The sequence below is a fragment of the Polaribacter sp. IC066 genome (genome assembly GCF_007997085.1).
GTDB lineage: Bacteria > Bacteroidota > Bacteroidia > Flavobacteriales > Flavobacteriaceae > Polaribacter.
In genome coordinates this window covers 13,810-38,214 of record NZ_VORR01000041.1, presented here as the reverse complement: position 1 = coordinate 38,214, position 24,405 = coordinate 13,810, and the positions used below count along the sequence as shown (strand labels likewise).

Sequence of the window (24,405 nt, the reverse complement as noted above, 5' to 3'; positions counted from 1 at the left end):
CCATTGACCTTTCGACTTCGCTCAAGATAAATTCCAAGAAACAAAAATCTAGACTTATTTTATTTTTCTTAAATTCTACAAGATATTTCACTATCGAATCCAGACCGCAAGCTCTTTGGATTCTTGCCGTTTCATATCTTTTGAATTTATACAAAAAATAAAAGTATGTCGGTTTTAGATGCTGATTTTATAAATCGTTAATCGTTTTTCGTTAATCGTCTTTCGTTTATCGTTTACCGTTTTTCGTACATCGTGAGACGAACAAGTATTGGCTATGGTCCATAAGCTATTGGCTTTGAGCTAAAATCGTCCATCGTTTGCCATCCATCGTTTTTTGATTATCATCTATAGTGAAACGAACAACGAACCACAAACCACGAACAACGAACATCGAACATCGAACATCGAACCACGAACAACGTCCTTCGTCTACCGTCTATCGATTATCGTTTTTCGACTATCGCGAAACGAACAACGAACAACGAACATCGAACATCGAACCACGAACCACGAACAACGTCCTTCGTCCATCGTCTACCGTCTATCGATTATCGTTTTTCGACTATCGACTAACTATCGAACATCGAACATCGAACATCGAACCACGAACCACGAACCACGAACCCCAAACCACAAACCCCAAACCACAAACCACTACAAACGAACAACGCTCACCAAATAACGAAAAATCACCAACGAAAACGATTGAAGTTTCTAATATAGTTGTGTACCCTGTTTTCTTACAATATATTTGAATTTAAAATACCACTTATGATTTTAATTGCAGACGGAGGATCGACCAAGGCAGATTGGATTGCCATAAACAGCGACAAAAGCGAAGCTTTTAGAGTAAGAACTTTAGGGTTAAACCCTGCGGTTGTTGCAGAAGAGGAGTTGAACGATAGAATTGTACACATGTTTCAACTCATTAAAGTGAAAGATGAGGTGTTGGAAATTTATTTCTATGGCGCGGGTTGCGGCACTCCGAAACCAACAAAAATATTGGAAGCTGTTTTGCAGGCAATCTTTATCAATGCAAAGGTGCATGTTGCTGAAGATATGTTAGCTGCCGTGTATGCCGCTTCTGGTTCAGAGCCAGCAATTGTCTGTATTTTAGGCACAGGCTCTAATAGTTGTTATTGGGACGGAGAAAATATACATATGAAAACGGCTTCTTTAGGCTATGTATTGATGGATGAGGCGAGTGGTAATTATTTCGGAAAGCTGTTGTTAAGAGAATATTATTACGATAAAATGCCCAAAGCAATGGCTGAAAAATTTGAAAACGAATTTAATTTAGAGGCAGACCATATCAAACAAAATTTATACAGATCTCCAAATCCGAATATGTATTTGGCTTCTTTTGCAAAATTTATGTTTGATTTTAAAGAGGAGAAATATATTCAGAGAATTATAAAAAGAGGGTTTCAAGAATTCTTTAAATATAGAGTTCTGCCTTTCGAAAAAACGGCAGAAACGCCGCTATATTTTATCGGTTCTATTGCTTTTTACTTTCGAGATATTCTAGAAAAAATAGCAAAGAAGAATAACTTAAAAATTACAGATGTTATTCAAAGACCTATTGACAACTTGCTAGCATACCATAGAAATAATATTAGTTAAGAATGATTGTTGTTTGATAAAAGAGACAAGACCACGCTGCTTTTAGAAACATCCTGCGGGTAGGCAGGGAACCAAGACTGAAACCTAACGAACTGATAAATAGCTGTAAATCAAAGGGACAAAATTTTTATTGATCATCTTAAAATTAATTCCAAAAAACAAGGTGTCTTTTTGAAAAGAATTAGGAAGCTCTTTATTTATAAAGGGTTCACGACAGTAAACTATTTTTAATCGGACACTACTGGTTAAGAAGCGTTAAAATTCTTTCTAAACGCATTCCTCTTGAGCCTTTCACTAAAATTGTTTGGTGTTCTAGAGGGTGTTGTTTTAAATAGTTCTCTAAATCTAAATAGGTTTTAAATTGTGCGTTTTTTGTTTTGGTCTGATAAAAATGCTCGCCTACAAAATATTGATTTTTAAAATCAAAGGAACTGGCAAGTTTTACAATTTCTTGATGTTCTAAAAGACTTTCTTCTCCGAGTTCAAACATGTCTCCTAAAATAATTACTTTTTGATCGGCTGGTAGCGATGCAAAGTTTTCTAAAGCAGCACGCATGCTAGACGGATTTGCATTATAAGCATCTAAAAGAATGGTGTTTTTGGCCGTTTTTATAATTTGAGAGCGATTATTGGTAGGGATATAACTTTCAATGGCTTCTTTAATTGCTGCTTCCGGAATTTTAAAATATTCGCCAATCGTAATGGCTGCAATGATATTTGTATAATTATAGCTGCCTACTAAATTACTTTGAATCGTTGTGTTTTTATAAGCGAGTTTTACAAAAGGATTGACTTCTAGAAACTGCAGCGCATCAACATTAAAAGAAACCGTTTGTATTTTTTTTGTCGCCGCTACTTGAAGTGCATCAGCAGGGTTTATAAATACAATTTTATGGTGTTCCTTTAAAAAAGTATACAATTCACTTTTACCTTTTATGACGCCTTCAATACCTCCAAAACCTTCTAAATGTGCTTTTCCGAAATTGGTAATATAGCCAAAGTTGGGCTCACAAAGAGCGCATAAAAACTCAATTTCTTTTTGATGATTGGCACCCATTTCAACAATACCTAGTTCATGTTCTGGTGTGATAGAGAGCAGGGTAAGCGGCACGCCAATATGATTGTTTAAGTTTCCTTTGGTGGCAATCGTTTTATATTTTTTACTTAAAACAAGCTGTATTAACTCTTTAGTTGTTGTTTTGCCGTTGCTACCCGTTAATCCGATAATAGGGATGTTTCGTTTTTTTCTGTGGTAGTTGGCTAATGCTTGTAGGGTTTTTAAAACATCATCAACAAGAATACAATTTTGGTGTGTTTTATAGTTTTCATCGTCTATAATAGCATAAGATGCCCCTAGGTTTAGTGCTTTTTCTGCAAATTCATTCCCATTAAAGTGCTCACCCTTTAAAGCAAAAAAGAGGGTGTTTTGTCGGATGTTTCTCGTATCTGTATCTACCAAATAGTAGTGTGCATACAGTTGATAAAGCGTTGCTATTTCCATTTTTTACCTATAAAAAAGCCCCATTATTTAAAAATAATGAGGCTTTAACTTAAAATATTATAAATTATCTACTTGGATTTCTAGCAGATCTTTTTCCTGTTTTCATAGGGCCTACTTTATCAGACACACATCTAAAGCCAATAAAATTAGTGGCCATATATTCTGGTAAATACCTTCTTTGTGCTGGGTCTAACCAATATTCTCTATCAGACCATCCGCCACCTTTATACACTCTAGTATTGTTGCTAATTAAAGTGGATCTATTTTTAGCATCATTCACTAAAATTTCTCTACCCGTTAAAGGATCTATCTCTCTAGTGGGTGCTTTTGGCGAATTGTACATGCTTGGTCTACTTTTTGCTTGATCAGCATCATCTTCATAAAAACGAGAAGAATTTAAATCTCCGTCCCCAATATTAGAATTATCTGCAATCGTAAAATTTCTTCTTAACGAAGTGTCATCTCTCGTAATCGGAATGTACTTTATCGTATTTGGTAATTGTTTCGGTACAATTTTACCATTCGGCAAAGTATCATAAGATATTTGAGCACCCTCACCACTTGCAGCAATAACCACATTACCCTCTTTATCAATCATTTTTTTGGTAAAAATATTACCTCTAAAATAATTAAAATCATTGGCTTTAGCATCTATAATAGGTCGGTATACATCTGCAACCCATTCGGCTACATTACCAGACATGTCATACAAACCAAATCCGTTAGGAGGATAGGATTTTATTTTGTTAGGAATATCAGCACCATCCGAACTCCAACCAGATAAACCACTATAGTTACCAGGACCTTGTTTAAAATTCGCTAATTGATCACCTCTATTTCTTTTTCCTTTTGCTCGGGTATATTTCCCGTCCCAAGCATATTTTTTTCTACCTCTAATATTGTTGTACTCTCTGTTTTCTATATTTGCTTTGGCAGCAAATTCCCATTCAGCTTCTGTTGGCAATCTAAAACGTTGTGCTAAAATACCATCGGCACTAGAGATTTTTCTTCCTTGAAAATCGTCTCTTTCGGGTCTCGCCTCGCCTCTTTTTCTTACAGTTCTACCAACGCCTCTTTTGTATATGGTGCTGTCTCCTTCAAATAATTGTGATGCATCTGTTAAAAAAACACCAGTATCAAAAAAGTTGCTTACCGAATCTATTTCAAAAATATTTTTAATATGTCCTTTATCAATTAAGGTTTTTAAGTTAACAGCGTTTGTTCGCCATTTACAGTATTCATTTGCTTGCAACCAACTCACACCTACAACTGGGTAATCTGCATAGGCTGGGTGACGAAGATAGTTTTCTGATAAAATATCGGTGTTTCCTAAACTTTTTCTCCAAACCAAGGTATCGGGTAAAACAGACTTGTAAATATGTTTGTATTTTTCTTCGGATGGCGGAAAAACATCTTTCATATATTGTACATATAAAAAATATTCAGAATTTGAAACTTCAGCCTCATCCATATAAAAAGAACGAACATGTATTTGTTTAGGCGTGGTGTTCCAATCGAACATTACGTCGTCTTGAACTTGCCCCATGGTAAAAGAGCCGCCTTCTACACCAACCATTCCTAAAGGTGGGTCTTGCCCATCAAAAGAATTACCTCTAATATAGTTACCGTTTTTAGGATCATTGAAAGATAAACCTGTTAACGTAGATTTATTGGAGTTCGATCTATTACAGTTCGCTAATAACAACATGGTTAGCGCTACTAAAGTTATTTTAAATATGTTCTTCATTTCCTAATTTAAAATTGATAGGGTTTGTATTTAGTGATGCAATTTACAATAAATATACTTTCGTACAAGTAAAAAGATAAGTTTTAACGCATCCTTTTTAATGCATATTCTATAAAACGATTGCATTTTTATTTTAGTATACGGTACCATGAGTGTTCGATTAAAAATACTTTTAGTTTGATAAATTCTATCAAAATAAGGGGTTCTATAAGTTTTTTAAAGAACACCTTATTTTCTTCAGAATAATTTATCCATATAAAGGAGACAATTTTATGTTAAGTTCTATATTTTTGTCAGATAGTTAGGAGCAAGCTTACATCCTGATATCAAACAAGAGGGATACTTTATCTTTGTTTACTATAAAATATCTGCTTATAATGTGCGTTATTTGAATAGAAATATGAAAAAACAATTTTTACTTTTTTTATTCGGATGCTGCTTACAAATAGGGCACGCCCAAAGTACTAGTTCTGTATTATCTTCTGGAGATTGGTATCAATTTACAGTAGATACCTCGGGGGTTTTTAAAATTGATAGAGGTTTATTGCAGCAAATAGGGATTTCTACAAACGGATTGAATCCTAAAAAGATTCATATTTATGGCAATGGCGGACAGTTATTACCTGTTTTAAACAGCGATTTTAGATATGATGATTTGCAAGAAAATGCCATTTATATAGCGGGTGAAGCCGATGGTTCTTTTGATGCCAATGATTTTATACTTTTTTACGCCCAAGGGCCTCATGACTGGGAAGTAGATACTTTTACTAAAAGTGCTCGCCACCGACAAAATATTTATACCGATAAAGCCTATTATTTTATCACCGTAAATGATCTTGATGGCAAAAGAATTCAGCAAAAGGCGCCGATTACAACAAATGCTACCGCGCAAATAACTGTTTTTGATGACTATACGTTTCACGAAAAAGAAGATCAAAGTATTTTAGCAGCAGGAACGCAGTGGTTTTTTAAAGAGGATTTTAATATAGAAAATACACAAAGCTTTATAATTCCTTTTCAGAATGCAGTGGTTAATCAAAATATAGATGTGCGCATAAGAGGCGTGTCTAATTCTTTGGTTGCATCTTCTTTAGATGTGAAAATTAATGAACAAGATCTTTATTCTATTAATTTTTCGGCAGTAAATAATAACTCTTTAACCAAAGCTTTTGCTTCCGAGAGAAGTGGCGTTATCGCAAACAGTTCAGAAAACATAAACGTTACGATCTCGTATAATAACAACGGAAATCCGTCTGCAAATACATTTTTAGACTACATCGAAATTAGTGGAAAAAAGCACTTAAAGTTTCGCGACTTTCAGTTTTCGTTTCGAAGCTTTGAACAGGCAAATTCTGCAGCTGCCATTGAGTATCAAATAGAAAACGGAAATGCTGCTTTTCAGGTTTGGGACGTTAGCAATCATCTTGCGCCGCAATCAATCAGCAACCAAGCAACCGCAAATAATTTTAGTTTTAAGGATATTGGCGGTACTTTAAAAGAATATGTTATTTTAAATGAGTCCGATTTTTATACCCCAGAAACGGTTCGGAACTCCAAAATTAAAAATCAGAATTTACATGCCTTAAAAGATATTAATTATCTTGTGATTACAAATGCAGAACTTTCAGGGCAAGCACAAAGATTAGCAGATTACCATCAAACAAATTCTAACCTAACAACAAAAGTTGTGGTGTTATCCGAAATATATAATGAGTTTTCTTCTGGATCTAAAGATATCACTGGCGTTCGAGATTTCTTAAAACAGCTGTATACAACCAATTCATCCGAAGCAACAAAACTGCAATATGTTTGCTTTTTTGGAGATGCTTCTTATGATTATAAAGACCGAATTCAAGGCAACAATAATATTGTGCCTGTAAAATTATCGACCAACAGTTTTAATTTAGCAAATTCTTGGGTTACAGATGATTTTTTTGTGATGTTAGAGAGCAATGAAGGCACCATGGCTACCGCCCATACAATTGATGTGGTTTCTAGCAGGATCCCTGTTGCTACCATTTCTGAAGCGACGATTGTTGTTGATAAAATTTTATCGTATTACAGCAAAGAAGCCATAGGAGATTGGCGAAACACCATTACCTTATTAGCAGACGATGTAGATGTTGCTGGCGAAGAAGTGATTCAGCAAGGAGTAGAGTCTATTGCAGATGATATTAAAAATAACAAACCTGTTTTTAATGTAAATAAAATTTATGTAGATGCTTTTGTGCAACAAAATTCTTCTGGTGGCGAGCGGTATCCTGCAGTAAACAAGGCAATTACAAACGCTATTGAAAAAGGAACGTTAGTTTTTGATTATTTTGGTCATGGCGGAGAAGATGGTTTTGCTTCTGAAAGAATTTTAGATGTACCACAAATACAAGCCTTAAACAACCCAAATACACTGCCGCTTTTAATTACCGTTACCTGCGATTTTTCTAGATTCGATAATCCGAATAGAATAACGGCTGGCGAGCTTACGCTTAAAAGTAAAATTGGTGGTGCTGCAAGCATGATTACCACCACAAGAGAAGTTTTTATTTCTACAGGACAGCGTTTTAACGAGCAATTAATTAGAATTTTATTAGCGTTTAACAATGAAGATTTTACCATTGCAGAGGCTTTAAAAGAAGCGAAAAATCAATTTCGTAGTACACAAAAATTCTTTATTTATTCCTTTGGAGATCCGGCTATGAAATTGGCAATTCCGAAACCCAATGTGCGCATTACAAAAATGAACGATATAGACGTTACCCAATCTTTAGATACTATTAAGGCCTTATCTAAAGTGAGATTTGAAGGAGTCATTACAGATGATTCCGATGCTGTTTTAACGAATTTTAATGGCACACTTTCTACCACCGTTTTTGATAAGTTGATTGATAAAAAGACTTTAGGGAACGATGGTTTTGACGCGATCATGCCTTTTGATACCCAAGATAGTAAATTGTTTAGAGGAAAATCTACCGTAGAAAACGGACAGTTTAGTTTCGATTTTATTGTACCAAAAGATATTAAAATTGCCTTCGGAAAAGGAAAATTAAGCTTTTATGCAGAAAACGGAGAAACCGACAAAGCGGGCTACAATTTTGATGTGATTGTTGGTGGTATTAATGAAAATGCTCCAGAAGATACCGTAGGACCAGAAATACAATTGTTTATGAATGATGAGTCTTTTATAGAGGGTGGCAACACAAATACATCTCCAAATTTAATTGCTTCGTTGTTTGATATGAGCGGAATTAATACGTCTATTACCGCTGTAGATCATGATATTGTTGGTATTTTAGATGGCGATACCTCGAACCCAATCATCTTAAATGATTTTTATCAGACCGAATTAAATGATTTTACCAAGGGCAAAGTAACGTATCGATTAAGAGATTTAGAAGTTGGGCCACATACCTTAAAAATAAAAGCTTGGGATACTTACAATAACTCATCAGAAACTACGTTAAATTTTGTGGTTGTAAGTGATGCTATTTTAAATTTAGAAAATGTATTAAATTATCCAAATCCTTTTGTAAATTACACAGAGTTTTGGTTCAATCATAATAAGCCAAATGAACCTTTAGAAGTGCAAGTTCAAATTTTTACTGTTTCGGGTAAATTGGTAAAAACAATCAATAGAAATGTACAAACTACAGGTAATTTGTCAAGAAATATTACTTGGAATGGTTTAGATGATTTTGGCAATAAAATAGGAAAAGGAGTTTATGTTTATAAGCTAAGCGTAAAATCAATTGCGAGTAATTTGAAGTCAGAGAAGTACGAAAAATTAGTAATACTTCAATAAAAAGTAGATATTTGTAAAATTAATAAGAATAACAGAGAATGAAAAAAATAGGATTTTGTTTGGCACTTTGTGCCTTTGTAAGCTTAAAAATAAATGCGCAAGTAAACTCTATTACAACGGCCACGCCTTTTTTACTGATAGTACCCGATGCTAGAGCAGGAGGAATGGGAGATATGGGGGTTGCCACTTCTGCGGATGGGTTTTCACTATTTCACAATCCGGCAAAAATAGCATTTAGTGATCGACAGATAAAAACAGGAATTACCTATTCGCCTTGGTTGCGAAATTTAACCGACGATATTTTTGTGGGTAGTGGTTCTTATATCAATAGATATAGCGAAAATGCCGCTTGGGGTGCAGATTTTAAATATTTCTCTTTAGGGCAAATCGATTTAACAGACAATCAGGGGAATCCTTTGGGTACCATCAATCCGAACGAATTTGTAGCAACAGGTTCTTATGCGTTAAAATTAAGTGAAACTTTCTCTATGGGGGTTTCCTTAAAGTATATTCGCTCTAATTTAGCCTTTAATAATACGGCAGGTAATACGCTACAACCTATTAATTCTTTTGCGGTAGACGTTTCTGGATACTATCAATCGTATGAAGAAAACTATGGTAATTTTAACGGTCGTTATCGCGTAGGATTTAACATATCCAACATCGGTCCTAAAGTTTCTTATACGCCCGGCGAAGAAGATTTTATTCCGACGAACTTAAAGTTTGGTGGTGGTTTTGATTTTATTTTAGACGATTACAATATCATTTCTACCAATGTGGAGTTCACAAAATTATTAGTACCAACGCCACAGCCAGATGGTTCTGACGAAGACAAAGGTTTTATTCAAGGAATTTTTGGTTCTTTTGGTGATGCACCAGGTGGCTTTAGCGAAGAGTTAAGTGAGGTAACCTATGCTTTAGGTGCAGAATATCTATACAACAATGCCTTTGCTTTAAGAGGTGGGTACTTTCATGAAAGTGTAGACAAAGGAAACAGACAATATTTTACATTGGGTGCTGGTTTTAAAACCAATGCTTTAAACATAGATTTGTCTTATTTGATAAATTCTTCGGATGTAAATAATCCTTTAGAAAATTCGCTTCGTTTTTCGGTCTCATTTGACTTAGGAGAGATCTACGATAATTATTAAAAGTGATAAATTTTTAGTAGCTTTATAAAAATATAAAAGCAGTCTTAAACGGCTGCTTTTTTTGACCCTTTTATGTATGAAAAAAATTCAAATAACAACAGAAGCAGTTGTTTTTAGTGCGATATCAGAACTTTCTTCTGAAGATAAATTATTGATGGATAGGGCGATAGAGGCCAGGAAAAAAGCCTACGCCCCGTATTCTAAATTTAGTGTGGGTGCAGCTTTGTTATTAGAAAATAATGAAATTGTTACCGGAAGCAATCAAGAAAATGCAGCGTATCCGTCAGGAATGTGTGCAGAACGAGTGGCTATTTGGAAAGCGGGTTCAGAGTATCCGAATGTAAAAATTTTGCAATTAGCTATTTCTGCAAGTTCATCTATCAATACTGTCGATAAACCTGTAGGACCTTGCGGTGCTTGTAGACAATCTTTGTCTGAATATGAAATTAAGCAAAAACAAGCTTTCTCAATTTTATTTATGGGTGAAGTTGGTGAGATTATAAAAACCCCATCGTTAGATTCATTATTGCCTTTTTCTTTTGATAGTTCTTATTTGTAGGTTAGAATTTTAAACATTCTTGTCTGATAAAAGTAAAAGACTCAAGATTGCTGCGCTTTTAGAGCCAACCTGCCCGTAGGGCAAGGAACCAAGACTTGATCCTAACGATCTGACAAACAAACATAACTTGAAATAAAATTGTCTACTTTATGTTGATGAAATTATTTTTTAAAAAACAAGGTGTTATTTAAAAATTTCGCAGAATCCCTTCTTTTAAGAGGGTTTATCAAACTAAAAATAGTTTTAATCGGACACTAATGAATTTAAAAACAAAAATTTAAAGCGGAATAATTTTCGTATTTTTGAGATTCAATCTTTAAAATTATGAAAAAAGAACAAACTTTGTTATTAAGATCTTTAGCTAAAAAACTTAAAAAAGAAATTATTTCAAGAGAATTAGCTATTGAGTCCTTAAGTTCAGCAGGTATCGTTGCTAAAAACGGTAAAATGACAAAATATTTTCCAAACTTGGAAAGAGTTCTCTCTGTTACGAAATAAATGTATAATTCAAGGTCTAATAATTTAATTGGATTTCACGGGTGTGATGAAGATGTTAGAGACCAACTACTTATTAAACCAAATCAGGTTAAAATTAGTGAAAAACCGTTTGATTGGTTAGGTCACGGTTTTTATATTTGGGAAAATAATTATGATAGAGCCTTAAAATGGGCAAAGGACAAGCAAAAAAGAGGAGAAATTAAAAAACCATCAGTTATAGGTGTTGTTTTTACTTTAGACTATTGTTTTGATTTAATTGATAGCGAATTTATTGAAATGCTAACCCTCTACTATAGATTGTTAGAAAAGGATTTTTTATCAATCGGAAAGGAACTACCTAAAAATAAAGATGTTAAAGAAGATGAACACAAAGATTTACTAATTAGAGAATTAGATTGTGCTGTGATAGAATACCTTCACCAAAGGATAAAGGAAGAAATAATAAATGTTGAACATACACCGCTTAAAGAATTCGATTCTGCTAGAGGCGTTTTTACTGAAGGTGGACCCGCATTTCCTGGTGCAGGGGTTCAGAAAAAAAGTCACATACAAATATGCATTCGAAATATGAGTTGCATTAAAGGTTTTTTCTTGCCAAGAAAATAAATAGGATACCCATTAAAATAAGATTGTATTTAAAGGTATAATCATTTTTTGACTTTATCAAATTGAATAAAAGTAAAATCAAATGACCCCAGATATATCCTCAAGAAAAGACATCAAACTGATCATGACAAAATTTTATGATTTGTTATTGCTTGATGAAAAAATGTTTCCTTTTTTTGAAGAAATTGTAAAGGAAAATCAACTAGAACATCATTTAGAAATTATTACAGATTTTTGGAACGATATTTTGTTTGATACTGCTATTTATCAGAATAATGTGATGCAAAAGCATTTAAATAAAAATGCTTTTGTTGCGTTTAAAAAAGAACATTTCACGATTTGGATATCGTATTTTTCGAGCACAATCGATGCCTTTTTTAAAGGTGAAAATTCTGAAAGAATGAAGGCCAGAGCTGCATCTATTGCAACAATTATGCAGTTAAAAATGAATTTGTATTAAAAATAAAGTAAGTAAAAATATTTTTTGGGTTTCGTTGGAATTAGTTTTTAAAAGGGCTTTTTTAAATTATAAATTGTAATTTTAAGCAACTGAATAATATTTTAGAAATGATATCATCAAAAATTACGGGTACAGGAACTTTTATTCCTTCTTTAAAAAAAGAAAACGCTGCTTTTTTAGAAGAAGAATTCTTAAATGCTGATGGTTCTGCTATTGCTTCTAATAATGAGGTTATTATAGAAAAGTTTAGAGCCATTACAGGAATACAAGAACGACGATACGCTATTGCCGAATATAATACATCTGATTTAGCCTTTTTTGCATCAGAAAGAGCCATACAAGATGCTAAAGTAGATAAAGAAAAAATTGATTATATAATTTTTGCACATAATTTTGGCGATATTAAGCAAGGTACAATTCAAGGAGATATGTTGCCTAGTTTGGCTACAAGGGTCAAGTATAAGTTAGGCATTCAAAATCCTAATTGTGTAGCCTATGACATTTTGTTTGGTTGCCCTGGTTGGATTCAAGGTGTAATACAGGCGCAAGCTTTTATAAAGGCTGGTATTGCAAGTAAATGTTTGGTTATCGGTGCAGAAACACTCTCAAGAGTTGTCGATAAACACGATCGGGATTCTATGATTTATAGTGATGGCGCAGGTGCTTGTATTGTCGAAAAAACAGACAAGGAAGATTCAGGTATTTTAAGCCACGCATCACAAACGTTTGCAAAAGAAGAGGCTTTTTATTTGCATTATGGTAGTTCTTTTAACAAGAATCGAGATAAAAATGTGCGTTATATAAAAATGTTCGGGCGCAAAATTTACGAGTTTGCAATTACAAATGTTCCGAATGCCATGAAGTTGGCTTTAGACAAAAGTGGACTCGAAATTGAGGATGTCAAGAAAATTTTTATCCACCAAGCAAATGAAAAGATGGACGAGGCGATTATAAAACGTTTTTATCGATTGTTTAAAAAACCGGTTCCTGAAGGAATTATGCCCATGAGTATTCATAAATTAGGGAATAGCTCGGTTGCCACGGTACCCACGTTATTAGACCTAGTTTTAAAAGGGAAAATTGAAAATCAAAAGATACAACAAGGCGATGTTATTATATTGGCATCGGTTGGTGCAGGAATGAATATTAATGCAATTGTGTATAGGTTTTAAGTTTGATGGTTTAGAAACGAGAGGCAAGAGAAAAGATTAAAGATTAAAGGGGAAGAGAGGATAGAGAAGAGAAAAAAGAGGCAAGAGACAAAACGCAAGACTAAAGGGTAAAATAAAAGGTCTTTAAAAATAAAAAATTAACCTATTTCTAAAATTTCAATCTAAACTCAAAATGGCAGGTTGAGCTTGCCAAAGTCCTCAATAGTGTTTGAAGCCAATCTTAATTATGTTTTTTATATACCAATTTGTTTACGAACCACGAACCACAAACCACGAATAACGAATAACGAACAACAAAACACGAAACACGAAACACGAATAACAAAACACAAAAACAAGTTTAGACATTTCTAAATTTGCAATCTAAACTCATAATGTCAGGTTGAGCTTGCCAAAGTCCTCAATAGTGTTTTAAGCCAATCTTAATTATGTTTTTATATACCAATGTGTTCACGAACCACCAACCACCAACTACAAACCACGAACCACGAACAACAAAACACGAAAAACGAACCACAAACCACAAACCACGAACCACGAACCACGAACCACAAACCACGAACAACAAACCACAAACCACAAAACCCGAAAAATAAAAACAAGTTTAGATATTTCAGAATTTCAATGTAAATTCAAAATGTCATAGTAAGCTTGGCGAAGTTCAGTTTTATTAAGGTTAACTTTATTTCATTTACTTTTATGTGCTAAAAAAATATACACGTTTTTTCAAGGTAATTTAAAGCGGTATTTCTTACAGATTCTCTTTAAATCTCACGAATTCTAATTTATCAAAAAAATATAAATTTCAGGGTTCAAAATTTAATCTGAAATAGTATTTTTGCGCATGCAACAACACAACGTACTTATTTTAGATTTTGGTTCTCAATACACACAATTAATAGCAAGACGCGTAAGAGAATTAAATATTTATTGCGAAATTCATCCGTATAACAAAATCCCAAAGGAGCTAGATAGTTTTAAAGCTGTTATCTTATCAGGAAGTCCAAATTCTGTAAGAGGAGAAATGGTTTTACACCCAGATTTATCTCAAATTAGAGGTAAAAAACCATTGCTTACAGTTTGTTATGGAGCACAGTATTTAGCACATTTTTCTGGCGGAAAGGTAGCACCATCGAACACAAGAGAATATGGTAGAGCAAATTTATCCTTTATTAAAAGTGATGAAATTTTCTTTAAAGATATTTCTGAAGGAAGCCAAGTTTGGATGAGTCATTCAGATACGATTAAAGATTTACCTACAAACGGTGTGTTATTAGCAAGTACTGCAGATGTAAAAAATGCTGCCTATAAAATTGAAGGAGAGGAAACTTTCGGAATTCAGTTTCACCCAGAAGTATATCACTCTTCAGACGGAAAACAAGTATTAGAAAACTTTTTGGTGGCGATTGCTAAAGTTGAACAAAGCTGGACCCCAGATTCTTTTGTAGAAAGTACTGTTGAAGCAATTCAAGAAAAAGTAGGAAATGATAAAGTAGTTTTAGGCCTTTCTGGTGGCGTAGATTCTACGGTAGCAGCTGTTTTATTAAACAAAGCAATCGGAGAAAACCTATATTGTATTTTTGTAAACAATGGTTTGTTGCGTAAAAACGAGTTTGAAAGCGTACTTTCTCAATACGAAGGCATGGGATTAAACGTTAAGGGAGTAGATGCTTCAGAGAAATTTTTACAAGCTTTAAAGGGAATTACAGATCCAGAGAAGAAAAGAAAAGCAATTGGTAATGCGTTTATTGAAGTTTTTGATGCCGAAGCGCATCATCTTGAAAACGTAAAATGGCTAGCACAAGGAACCATTTATCCAGATGTAATTGAATCTGTTTCTGTAAATGGAGGACCATCGGCAACCATCAAAAGTCATCATAACGTAGGCGGTTTGCCAGATTTTATGAAACTTAAAATAGTAGAACCGTTAAGAATGATTTTTAAAGATGAGGTAAGAAGAGTAGGCGCGTCTTTAGGAATTGATAAAGAATTATTGGGGCGTCATCCTTTTCCTGGTCCGGGTTTAGGAATTAGGATTTTGGGAGATATAACGGCAGAAAAAGTTCGTATTTTGCAAGAGGTAGATGCTATTTTTATCAACGGATTAAAAGAAGACGGTTTGTATGATAAAGTTTGGCAAGCAGGCGCTATGTTATTGCCCGTAAATTCTGTTGGAGTTATGGGTGATGAAAGAACCTATGAAAAAGTAGTAGCGTTAAGAGCGGTAGAGAGTACAGACGGAATGACAGCAGATTGGGTAGATTTACCTTACAAATTTTTGCAAAAAGTATCAAATAAAATCATAAATCAGGTAAAAGGTGTGAATAGAGTTGTGTATGATATCAGCTCGAAACCACCTGCAACTATAGAATGGGAATAGAACATATGAAGCATTTAAAATTTTTTATTTTTCTGTGTATTTTAACATTCACAGTTTCTTGCGGTCAGCAAATTAGATTTATTCAATATAAAGTTCAAAAAGGAGAAACCTTTAGTGAGATTGCCCAAAAATTGGACATGAAAGCGCATTATTTAATTCGCTTAAATCCGGGGATAGATAGTTCTCCGAAACCCAATTCTTACATCGTTGTTCCAGAAAAAAATCTGAAGATTTTTAATCAAAAACGAAAAGAAAAGCCCGAAATAGTTATCGAGTCTGTTGTGGATAGTCTCAATGTTGATGACAATGAAAAAGTGCTAGATAAATTTGTGCTTTACAAAGTTAAGAAAGGAGATACTTTTTACAACTTAAATAAAACTTTAGAGGTTACAAGAGGCGAATTATTACTCTTAAATCCTGAATTGTCTGAAGGATTAAAATTAGGAATGATTTTAAAGATAAAGGAAATTCCGGTTGAGGTAGTATCAGAAGAAATTTTTTATGACGACTATATCAAATTTGATAAAGCATTAAAAGTAGCCTTATTACTGCCGTTTAGAGCTGATAAGTATAAAAGCGATTCGTTAACTTTAAAAGACATTTTTATAAGAAATGCTATTTTAGTTAATATTGCTACAGATTTTTATTTAGGAGCCGAAGTTGCAGTAGATTCTTTGAGAGGAAAAGGTGTAGATATTGAATTGAATGTTTTTGATACCGGAGATAGAAAAGGAAATGAATTGCGAAAAATTATTTCAGAAGAAAACTTAAATAGCAACGATGTTGTTATTGGTCCTTTGTATTCGGAAGAATTACAGACGGTAGCAGCAAGTGTAAATATTCCTATTGTTTTTCCTGTATATTCTAAAAATCAATCTGAATTTTCATCTTCGAATATCGTAAAAACATCACCAGATAAAAAAGTTTTTAGAGAAGAGTTAGAAAGATACATTCTCGAGAATTTTGATGGCGGTAATATTATTATCGTAAGTGATGATGCCCTAGAGAATCTACAAACGAGTAGGTTTATGAGAAACTCTTTAGAGGCGATGTCGGATACTATTTCAAAAACTATTCATATTTTATCACCTAAAGAAGGGTTTATAGAAAAGAGTCGGTTTTTACAGATTTTAAAACCAAATACTAAAAATTGGGTAGTTCTTGCCACAGATAATAATGTAATTGTTTCTGATGTAGTAAATAGTTTAATTAGTTTGCCAGAAGAAACGCCTGTAAAAGTTTTTACGTTTGATAAAGGCGAAGTTTATGATAATATTGACAATGGAAAATTAGCAAAAATTGGTTTTACCTATGTTAGTGACGATTTTGTGGATGAGAGTTCATTAAGTTCAAGGATTTTTAGACAGCAATATCTGAAAAAAAACAAGGCATTACCTTCTTTTTACGCTACAAAAGGTTTTGATATCACCTATGATATTCTAGTAAGACTGGCTTCGGGAAATAATTTAAAATCAACGTTAGATGAGGGAATGTCGATGAGAGTAGAAACCAAATTTGATTATAGAAACAGTGAGAATATTGCAGAAAATAAAGGTTTATTTATTGTTGAGTACAACAAGGATTTAACCTTAAAAAGGCTAAAATAGAGGTCGTTTATTTTGATGTAATTGTTATAGTGTAAATTGTTGTAGCTTTTTGTTCAATTGGTGAAACTCAACTTTTAAAAATTGCGAAGCTATGAATTCGAAAGTTATAAATTGAATCTGTCCGCAGGTAGGCTAATCCCGCTTTATGTGCTGAATTTGGTTGTCGGTAAGGCGGGTAGGTTTTGTAGTTAGCGGGATTTTGGGTTTAATCCATGTGCGCGCTGTACCGCAAAATTAGAAGTATATTCTTTTTTGAAACCTTGATAACTTCGTATCGAGGTTGTTTTTTATAATGGCAGTTGTAGCCAATTAAAAAAAACCGAAACTCATTGAACAAGATTTCACAAATAACAAGATAAAATATATTTGACTTTATCCAAGTCGCAGGATTTTGGTATGCAGGAAGACTTGAAGAATCAAATTTTTTATCGCGAATGTTTGATTTGGAAAATATGGTTTCTAAAGACGACCGTTTTCCGGAGGCAACTAGAGATATTTGGCAACATCGAGTAAACAATGTTGACTGGGAAGAGGATTGGATTTTTAATGATTATACGTTTAATCTTTTAAATTGTGACGACTTAAATTTTTTAGATTTCATTTGCGAAATGATTCATCCTTTTGCCAGAGCAGATAAATCAGAAGTTCATAAACTACTTCAAATTTTTACCGATAATTTGACTTACGACAATTTCGAAATTGTGGAAAAGACAAGAATATCGAATAAACCAATTTTTGTAGGTAGAATTAAAATAAACGGAAAAGAATCTAGTGCAAAAAAAGGAAGAGCAATAAAAAGATGTTAAACGCAGATTACGTTTCTCAGCAAATTAATTTAATGGAATCTTCAATCGAGAATTCTTCATATATTTCAATTGGTTTGGCAAAAGAATTAATTGAAACTTTCTGAAAATCAATATTTTACGAAATAAAAGAGGAATGTGACAAAAGTTGGGACTTGCCGAAATTGATAAAGAAACGACTAAATTATTGGAACTAACACCAGATGATATTTCGAATGAAGCAAAAGCTGCAAGTTCGATAAAACAAATTTTAGGTAGTTTATCATCAGTCGTCCAAGGAATTGGAGAAGCTCGAAATGAATAGAGAAGCGGTCACGGAAAAAACGGAAAGTTTAAAGGTTTACAACCAAGACACGCCAAATTAGCAATTGGAGCAGCTTCTACTTTAGCTATTTATCTATTAGAAACACACGAACTGAAAAAAATAACTGGCTAAAACACGGTATGAAATTAACTGTTAGCTTTTAGCTTATTTACGAAAATCTAAACGGACTTTCTTCGCTAGTGTTTTATTTACTAAATGAATGGCTTAAAACACCCAACGAACCTTATATAAAAACGTTGACATGCATTGGCGATTTTACTCTGCTGCTGAAAAGTAGGAATAAATTAAATGGATTCTAATAAATTGTTTGATTTCATTTTTAGTGTTTTACTTTAATTTTTATAAAAATGTTGGTGTATCTGTTAGCGTTATAGCTATAGATGCTTCAAATATATTATTTGGAACTCTTCAGATAATAACAGTGTTCATCATAATTTAGAAAAAATAAAATGCGTTTTATAAGGTTATATGTTTTATCATACTATTTCAAATAATTGAAATTACGATTTTAACAATTTGGGCTTATAGAATAAATACATTTCTTAAATTTTATGCGTAATCTAAATTGAAAAACAAAATCTAAATTGTATGTATCCTGTCTCGTAATTGCTGACGCAATCGGAATTTAGGTGATTGAGGAATCATATGTGGTTTGTATTTACAATCTCTGAAAAAGCAGAAAATAGAATTAAGCCAAATAACGATTAATGTAAAAAACATCGAAATCGCAACTCCGTTTATGAAAAATTGCTGTTTTAGGGCATTATCAAAGTCAATTTTATTTTTAAGTGTTTTAACTTTCCGTTGAAAAATCCTCGCACAGAAAAACTCAACTTTGAATATACAACAACAACAACAATAACATAAAACAATATATAAGCGTATTTTTTCTCCTTGTAATCATAATGTTTTTAGGCTATTGTACTCTTTATCAAATAAAAAAATCCGCTATTAGCGGATTTTTTGATATCAGTAAAAATAAAACAATTAGATTTTTTTCATCTGTTGTTTCATTTGTTGTATTTGTTCTTTTAGCATTCCGTTTTTGTCTAACTTTTTAGCCTCGGTCATTAAAATAGTAGCCTCACGTTTCCGTCTTTTGGTCATTGCTATTCCTGCTAATTGTAATTTTGCCATCGCTAAATCATGATCCATAGAAAGGCCTAATTTAACTGCTTTTCGCAAAAACTTTTCAGCTTGTGTCATGTTTGTTTGACTTAACATAATACCATGTAAATAATTAAAGTAACCTTGTTGTTTTGTAATTAATGCAGCTTCGGGTTTTTTAATATAGGCTAACCATTTTTGCGCTCCTTCAAAATTTTGTTTACGTAATTGTAAAAAAGCTAATAAAATAAACTCATTTTTAAAATAAAATAAGACAAAAATCCCTGCTAGTAGCAAAATAGAAATTCCGTTTAAAATATGTACCTGACTAAACTCATAAATAGCCCAAACGGCAATTAAGCCGGCTAAAATTAATTTTATATTTTTATTAAACATCTTGTTTTTTTTGGTTGTTGATAAAGTGCAAAAATACATTTTAAAATGAAAATAGCTACAAGGTTTTTGTACCGAATCGTGTTCAGTTTAAAAACCTTGTAGTAAAAAATTATTTCTTATAAAATTTTTTATATTTAATCCAAGAAAATATTCCTAAAATTATTACAAACCCTATCGAATAGTAAATGGCAGCGGGTGTAATTACCTTATCCCCACTTGCATAAGAATGCAATCCAGATAAATAGAAATTAACTCCGAAATAAGTCATCATAATAGAAAAATAAGCAATGATGGTCCATAGGTTAAACGTGTATCTGCCACGTAAACCCGGTATTAAACGCATGTGCAATACAAATGCATAGATCATAATAGAGATTAAAGCCCATGTTTCCTTAGGATCCCAACCCCAGTAACGGCCCCAGCTTTCATTAGCCCACATACCGCCTAAAAAGTTACCGATGGTAAGCATCACAAGCCCTACAGTAACCGCCATTTCATTAATAATGGTTATTTCTTTAATGTTTACATCCATTTTCTTTTTATTCTTGGCAGTTGTAAAGGCCATTAAAAAGAGGGAGAATATACCTAGAATCATTCCTAAAGTTAAAGGACCATAACTCGCTACAATAATAGATACATGCACTAAAAGCCACCAAGAATTCAATACAGGCTGTAAGTTTGCAATTTCTGGGTCTAACCAGTTCATACTTGCGGTAAACAAAATAATGGAAGTTACAAAAGTAGTTGCAGTAATGGTTAAAGCAGATTTTCTACCCAAGTAAAACCCAAACAACATGGTTGCCCACCCAACATAAATAATAGATTCGTAAGCGTTACTCCAAGGGGCGTTTCCACTAATATACCATCTACTAATTAACCCTAGAGTATGCAATATAAATAGACCAATAGTAACGGCTATCAAGCCTTTTACAACATAGCGAATCCATTTTTTATTGCTAAAGATTTGTGATATTACAAATACAATTAATAACAAACTGGCCAAACCATAATAACGAACTAATTTTGTAAAAACATTGTATTTGTTATAAGCAATTTCTAGTTCTATTTGTTTGTCGGTAGGGTGCACTTCTGCACCAAACTTCTTTTGATATTTTTTAATACCCGTTAAAACCTGATTTGCTTTCGTATAATCGCCTGTTCTTTTTGCAGTTTGCAGCAATTGCACATACAATGGTAAAGATTTACGAACAAAAATAGAATCTTGCCCTTTAAAACCCTCTGTCATTAATGTTTCTGGTTGTGAAACCCACTTGTTGTTTTCATCATCCGGAATCGGATAGATTTTTAAAATACCACCACCAATAGCACTGTATAATAAGCCAACACGTCGATCAATTTTAATCAAATCTTTTTCGAAATTGTCTTTTACACTATTCTTTTGCGCTTCTGCAACCTGTTCTCTAATTTTATATTCGGCTTTGTCTGTAAAAAAGTCTGATAAACGAGCGAATTCTGCCGTCGGAGAGAGCCCTAATTGTTCTCTTATTTCATAATTTTGTTTCTCTAAATAAATGGCAGGTACTTCATACCAAAGTCGCGGGTTTTCTATGATTGATAATAAAACCTGACTGGCTTTCATATTGTGTAAAGTCTCGGTATGACTTACTTTTCTGACCAATTCAGAGGCAAATGTATGCGCAGGTTTCATTCTACCACCGCCATCTTGAATCACTAATTTATTAAAGCTTTCTGCATGTTCTAAAGAGACTAAATTTGATTTTAAGATAGAGTCTACTTTCTGATCAGATATTCTATTTGTGTCATGTATGTTTTCGTGCTGGCTGTAACTAAAGGAAGACAAGAATACTGCCAACATAACGGACATGGTTAGTTTCTTTTTCCTGATTTTTCTCAAGGAAGTTTTTAGATAATCAAAACGTGTGTACTTCGCGAAAAAGATACAAATCATACCTGTGTATAAAAATGAATATCCTACATAGGTAAGAAAAGTTCCCCACCAGTCATGGTTTACAGAAAGGTGTGTTTGTTCAACTTCACCCGATAAATCGTAACTAGCCTGAAAAAACTTATAACCTCCGTGATCTAGAATATGATTCATAAAAATTCGATAATCAAAGTTTTCTTCACCATCAATTACAGTAATTTCACTAGCAAACGATGCTGCACTCTCTGATCCTGGATATTTTTCTAATTGAAAGTCATTTAATTTGATGCTAAAAGGGGCTGTTAAAACTTGGGCACCATACCACATTCTAAAATTTAAACCGTTTACGGTAAATTCTTTGGCATTATCGGCGTTAAATTTTCCGCCAGTAAGTTCTACTTTTTTGGTTTCCCCATTGGTCGTCACATCAAGAACGATAACATCTAATTTTTTATCATCTTTAGGACCACTTACTGTTGTCATCGTACCTTTCGTCGGATATTCTGGCACCACAAAAGGCAAACCAGCAACGTTGTATAAAGAACGTAATTTAAAATCTTGGACGCTGTCTTTAGCCTGAACCCCGGTTTCTCTGGTGGCCATCACCTGAAAATCTCCTTCAGATTTTGTTAGTATTTTTAAGGCACCACCTTCTTTAAAAATATTGATAGAAGCATTTCTGTCCGGGTTTTCATATCCTACTAAAATATTATGAATGTTCTGAACGGTACCTGCTTTTACATAATGTTCGTGCCTATTTCCTTCAGAAGATTCTACCAAAAATAAATGCTCAACACCATTTTCATCTGCAACTAATTTTTTTTCTGCCCAAGGTATGTAATCAACTAAATTAACCTTAAAATCTTTTCCTTTAAAGCTATCTTCATAAGACCAAGTATTTTTACCCCAAGCACTCAATAAAATAGGCTCGTGTTTTGTTTTTTGAAGCTCATTATTATCAACAATAATATTTACATTCGTTGTTTCTGATAAAAAGGTATTGGTGGTTTCGCCTTCATCAATGAGCATAATGCCTTCGTAACCAATATACCGTGTTACGCCAGCGCCAATAATAATTAATATAAAAGATAAATGAAACATTAATACTGGCCATTTTTCTTTTTTGTGTAGTCTGTATCTAAAAATATTACCAAAAAAATTAATGATAAAAAACACCATAATTGCTTCAAACCACCAAGCGTTGTAAACTAGTGCTTTAGAAGTTTGTGTGCCGAAATCATTCTCTATAAAAGTGGCAACTCCCATAGCCGCAGCATAAAGGATAAATAAAAATGCCAATAAACGTGTGGAATACAAGTAGCTAAATAGTTTTTTCATCTTAAAATATATGCTTTTTAAAAGAGCTACAAATTTAAGCATAAAAGCACATATAACCCTTTAGTTTAGGGTATATTTAAGTGTTAAAAATAATACAATTATGGAGAGAAATCACGAGATACCTAACAATATAAAAGAAAAAGTTACGCATGCTTTAGCCTATTATCCGCAGTTAAAAAATATAAAGATAGCCTTTAAGTTTAAGAAGCATATAAAGAAATCTACGATGCAAGCAAGGCCTACTTTCGATAGTTTTTTTCGATCTAAAAAAGAGCGAAAGTTTTTAATTTTAATTAGTGAGCGGTTTAAAATTGCGGATAAAGAGTTTTCTACGATTGATATTCCAGAAGAGGTGTTTATTGGTTGGATTGGTCATGAGCTGGGTCATATTATGGATTATCAAGATAGAAATAAAATGAATTTAATTTGGTTTGGATTAAAGTATTTATTTTCTGACAACCATATTGTAGCAGCAGAAAGAGCGGCAGATACCTTCGCCGTAAATCAGAACATGGAAAAATATATTTTAAAAACGAAAGATTTTATTTTAAACAATTCAGACATTTCTGAAACCTATAAAAAACGAATAAAAAGGTATTATTTATCACCAGAAGAAATTATGGTTTTAATTAAAGAGCGAGACACAAATTTAACCTTATAATACCGTTGATGAAATAGGATGACGCGAACTTATTTCAATCAAAAAAAATAGTAAAATTTATAGTTTACTATTTTTTTTGGTAAAAAGTAAATTAAAATGGATGGATTTCATACGAGTTTGTACAAGAGTAGTTGCTGTGTTTAAGCGATTAATTTGCTAAAAAAAAACTAACCAAGAAAGGCCGTGAGGACTTTTGTAAGGAAACAAAAAACAAAGCAATTAATTTCGCAAGGTGCTGTAAGCAGTTTTTATTCCTTTATATATTTTGCTTTACAAGGTTCAATGTATGGATAGTTAATAATTAAAATGCTTGCATTTTGTTCAAATGTAAAATTATAGTCTGTATTATTACAGTCAGATGAATTAAAAGTCGATTCAGCGCTAGAGTAAGTTCCTGAAGTCTGGTTATCTGAATTAATTGACATAGTACATAAAGTTCCGTTTGAGGGTATTGTTCCACCACTTTTAAAAGTGATAGTTTTTTCACTTTCAACGGAAGAAAAGGTTCCACTCCCTCCTCCAGGGTCTGCTAAAACTTCTATTAATTTCCAGTTTCCTATTAATTCTGTATTCGAGTTAGGATTACCGTTATTATTGCAAGAAAATAAAATTATTACTGTAAATAAAGTAAATACTATTTTTTTCATAATCATTGTTTTTATATTGATGCTAAAACTCCGAATTGGTGGCGTCAAATTGCTTACAACTTCCTTATAAATGGAACTAGACATGATAAGAAACTATTAAATAGCAACACTAAAGTAAGGAA

Annotated in this window: 17 protein-coding genes and 1 pseudogene; 13 read left to right on the top strand and 5 right to left on the bottom strand. The window is 33.1% G+C overall.

Features of this window, described 5'->3' with window-relative positions:
* Window positions 1–771: 771 nt before the first annotated feature.
* Entirely contained in the window at window positions 772–1,623 is an 852-nt protein-coding gene (locus ES044_RS13425; RefSeq protein WP_147119757.1) for an N-acetylglucosamine kinase, read from the top strand.
* A gap of 238 nt (window positions 1,624–1,861) precedes the next feature.
* On the opposite strand, the gene ES044_RS13420 is transcribed toward ES044_RS13425, so the two are convergent.
* On the bottom strand, window positions 1,862–3,124 hold the full coding sequence (locus tag ES044_RS13420; RefSeq protein WP_147119756.1) for a UDP-N-acetylmuramoyl-tripeptide--D-alanyl-D-alanine ligase: 1,263 nt from the start codon (window positions 3,122–3,124) through the stop codon (window positions 1,862–1,864).
* A gap of 64 nt (window positions 3,125–3,188) precedes the next feature.
* A complete protein-coding gene (gene gldJ, locus ES044_RS13415; protein WP_147119755.1) occupies window positions 3,189–4,871 on the bottom strand; it encodes a gliding motility lipoprotein GldJ in 1,683 nt (560 codons plus the stop codon).
* A 400-nt stretch (window positions 4,872–5,271) separates the two neighbouring features.
* On the opposite strand from gldJ, the gene porU reads away from it, so the two are divergent.
* The 11 genes and pseudogenes from porU to ES044_RS13360 all read left to right on the top strand — a co-directional run bounded on the left by porU (window position 5,272) and on the right by ES044_RS13360 (window position 18,339).
* Entirely contained in the window at window positions 5,272–8,667 is a 3,396-nt protein-coding gene (gene porU, locus ES044_RS13410) for a type IX secretion system sortase PorU (protein WP_147119754.1), read from the top strand.
* Between the two features lie 38 nt (window positions 8,668–8,705).
* Window positions 8,706–9,818 carry a type IX secretion system outer membrane channel protein PorV gene (gene porV, locus ES044_RS13405; protein WP_147119753.1) on the top strand — a complete coding sequence of 371 codons (1,113 nt, stop codon included), beginning with the start codon at window positions 8,706–8,708 and terminating at the stop codon, window positions 9,816–9,818.
* 76 nt (window positions 9,819–9,894) lie between these two features.
* A complete protein-coding gene (gene cdd, locus ES044_RS13400; protein ID WP_147187265.1) occupies window positions 9,895–10,377 on the top strand; it encodes a cytidine deaminase in 483 nt (160 codons plus the stop codon).
* Window positions 10,378–10,701: 324 nt separating this feature from the next.
* A complete protein-coding gene (locus ES044_RS18585) occupies window positions 10,702–10,875 on the top strand; it encodes a hypothetical protein (RefSeq protein ID WP_189663285.1) in 174 nt (57 codons plus the stop codon).
* On the top strand, window positions 10,876–11,481 hold the full coding sequence (locus ES044_RS13395) for a hypothetical protein (protein WP_147187263.1): 606 nt from the start codon (window positions 10,876–10,878) through the stop codon (window positions 11,479–11,481).
* Window positions 11,482–11,563: 82 nt separating this feature from the next.
* Entirely contained in the window at window positions 11,564–11,941 is a 378-nt protein-coding gene (locus tag ES044_RS13390; RefSeq protein WP_147119750.1) for a group III truncated hemoglobin, read from the top strand.
* A gap of 107 nt (window positions 11,942–12,048) precedes the next feature.
* Window positions 12,049–13,113 carry a 3-oxoacyl-ACP synthase III family protein gene (locus ES044_RS13385; protein WP_147119749.1) on the top strand — a complete coding sequence of 355 codons (1,065 nt, stop codon included), beginning with the start codon at window positions 12,049–12,051 and terminating at the stop codon, window positions 13,111–13,113.
* Window positions 13,114–13,957: 844 nt separating this feature from the next.
* Window positions 13,958–15,493: a glutamine-hydrolyzing GMP synthase gene (gene guaA / locus ES044_RS13375; RefSeq protein WP_147119747.1), complete on the top strand. Its 1,536-nt coding sequence runs from the start codon at window positions 13,958–13,960 to the stop codon at window positions 15,491–15,493.
* Window positions 15,484–17,100, top strand: a complete 1,617-nt coding sequence (locus ES044_RS13370; RefSeq protein WP_147119746.1) for a LysM peptidoglycan-binding domain-containing protein — start codon at window positions 15,484–15,486, stop codon at window positions 17,098–17,100. The genes guaA and ES044_RS13370 overlap by 10 nt, the downstream gene beginning before the upstream one ends.
* Before the next feature lie 362 nt (window positions 17,101–17,462).
* Window positions 17,463–17,906 carry a hypothetical protein gene (locus tag ES044_RS13365; protein ID WP_189663287.1) on the top strand — a complete coding sequence of 148 codons (444 nt, stop codon included), beginning with the start codon at window positions 17,463–17,465 and terminating at the stop codon, window positions 17,904–17,906.
* A gap of 145 nt (window positions 17,907–18,051) precedes the next feature.
* A pseudogene (locus ES044_RS13360) lies at window positions 18,052–18,339 on the top strand (abortive infection family protein).
* Between the two features lie 876 nt (window positions 18,340–19,215).
* Here the strand turns inward: ES044_RS13360 and ES044_RS13355 are convergent.
* Window positions 19,216–19,731 carry a DUF2892 domain-containing protein gene (locus tag ES044_RS13355; RefSeq protein WP_147119744.1) on the bottom strand — a complete coding sequence of 172 codons (516 nt, stop codon included), beginning with the start codon at window positions 19,729–19,731 and terminating at the stop codon, window positions 19,216–19,218.
* A gap of 109 nt (window positions 19,732–19,840) precedes the next feature.
* Window positions 19,841–22,975, bottom strand: coding sequence for a cytochrome c biogenesis protein CcsA (gene ccsA / locus ES044_RS13350; protein WP_147119743.1), 3,135 nt, complete (start codon window positions 22,973–22,975; stop codon window positions 19,841–19,843).
* A 100-nt stretch (window positions 22,976–23,075) separates the two neighbouring features.
* Here ccsA and ES044_RS13345 point away from each other — a divergent pair, with 100 nt between their 5' ends.
* Window positions 23,076–23,636, top strand: a complete 561-nt coding sequence (locus ES044_RS13345) for a hypothetical protein (RefSeq protein ID WP_147119742.1) — start codon at window positions 23,076–23,078, stop codon at window positions 23,634–23,636.
* A 248-nt stretch (window positions 23,637–23,884) separates the two neighbouring features.
* On the opposite strand, the gene ES044_RS13340 is transcribed toward ES044_RS13345, so the two are convergent.
* Window positions 23,885–24,367 (bottom strand): hypothetical protein, encoded by a 483-nt coding sequence (locus ES044_RS13340; RefSeq protein WP_147187261.1) that lies wholly within the window; start codon window positions 24,365–24,367, stop codon window positions 23,885–23,887.
* Window positions 24,368–24,405: the final 38 nt, after the last annotated feature.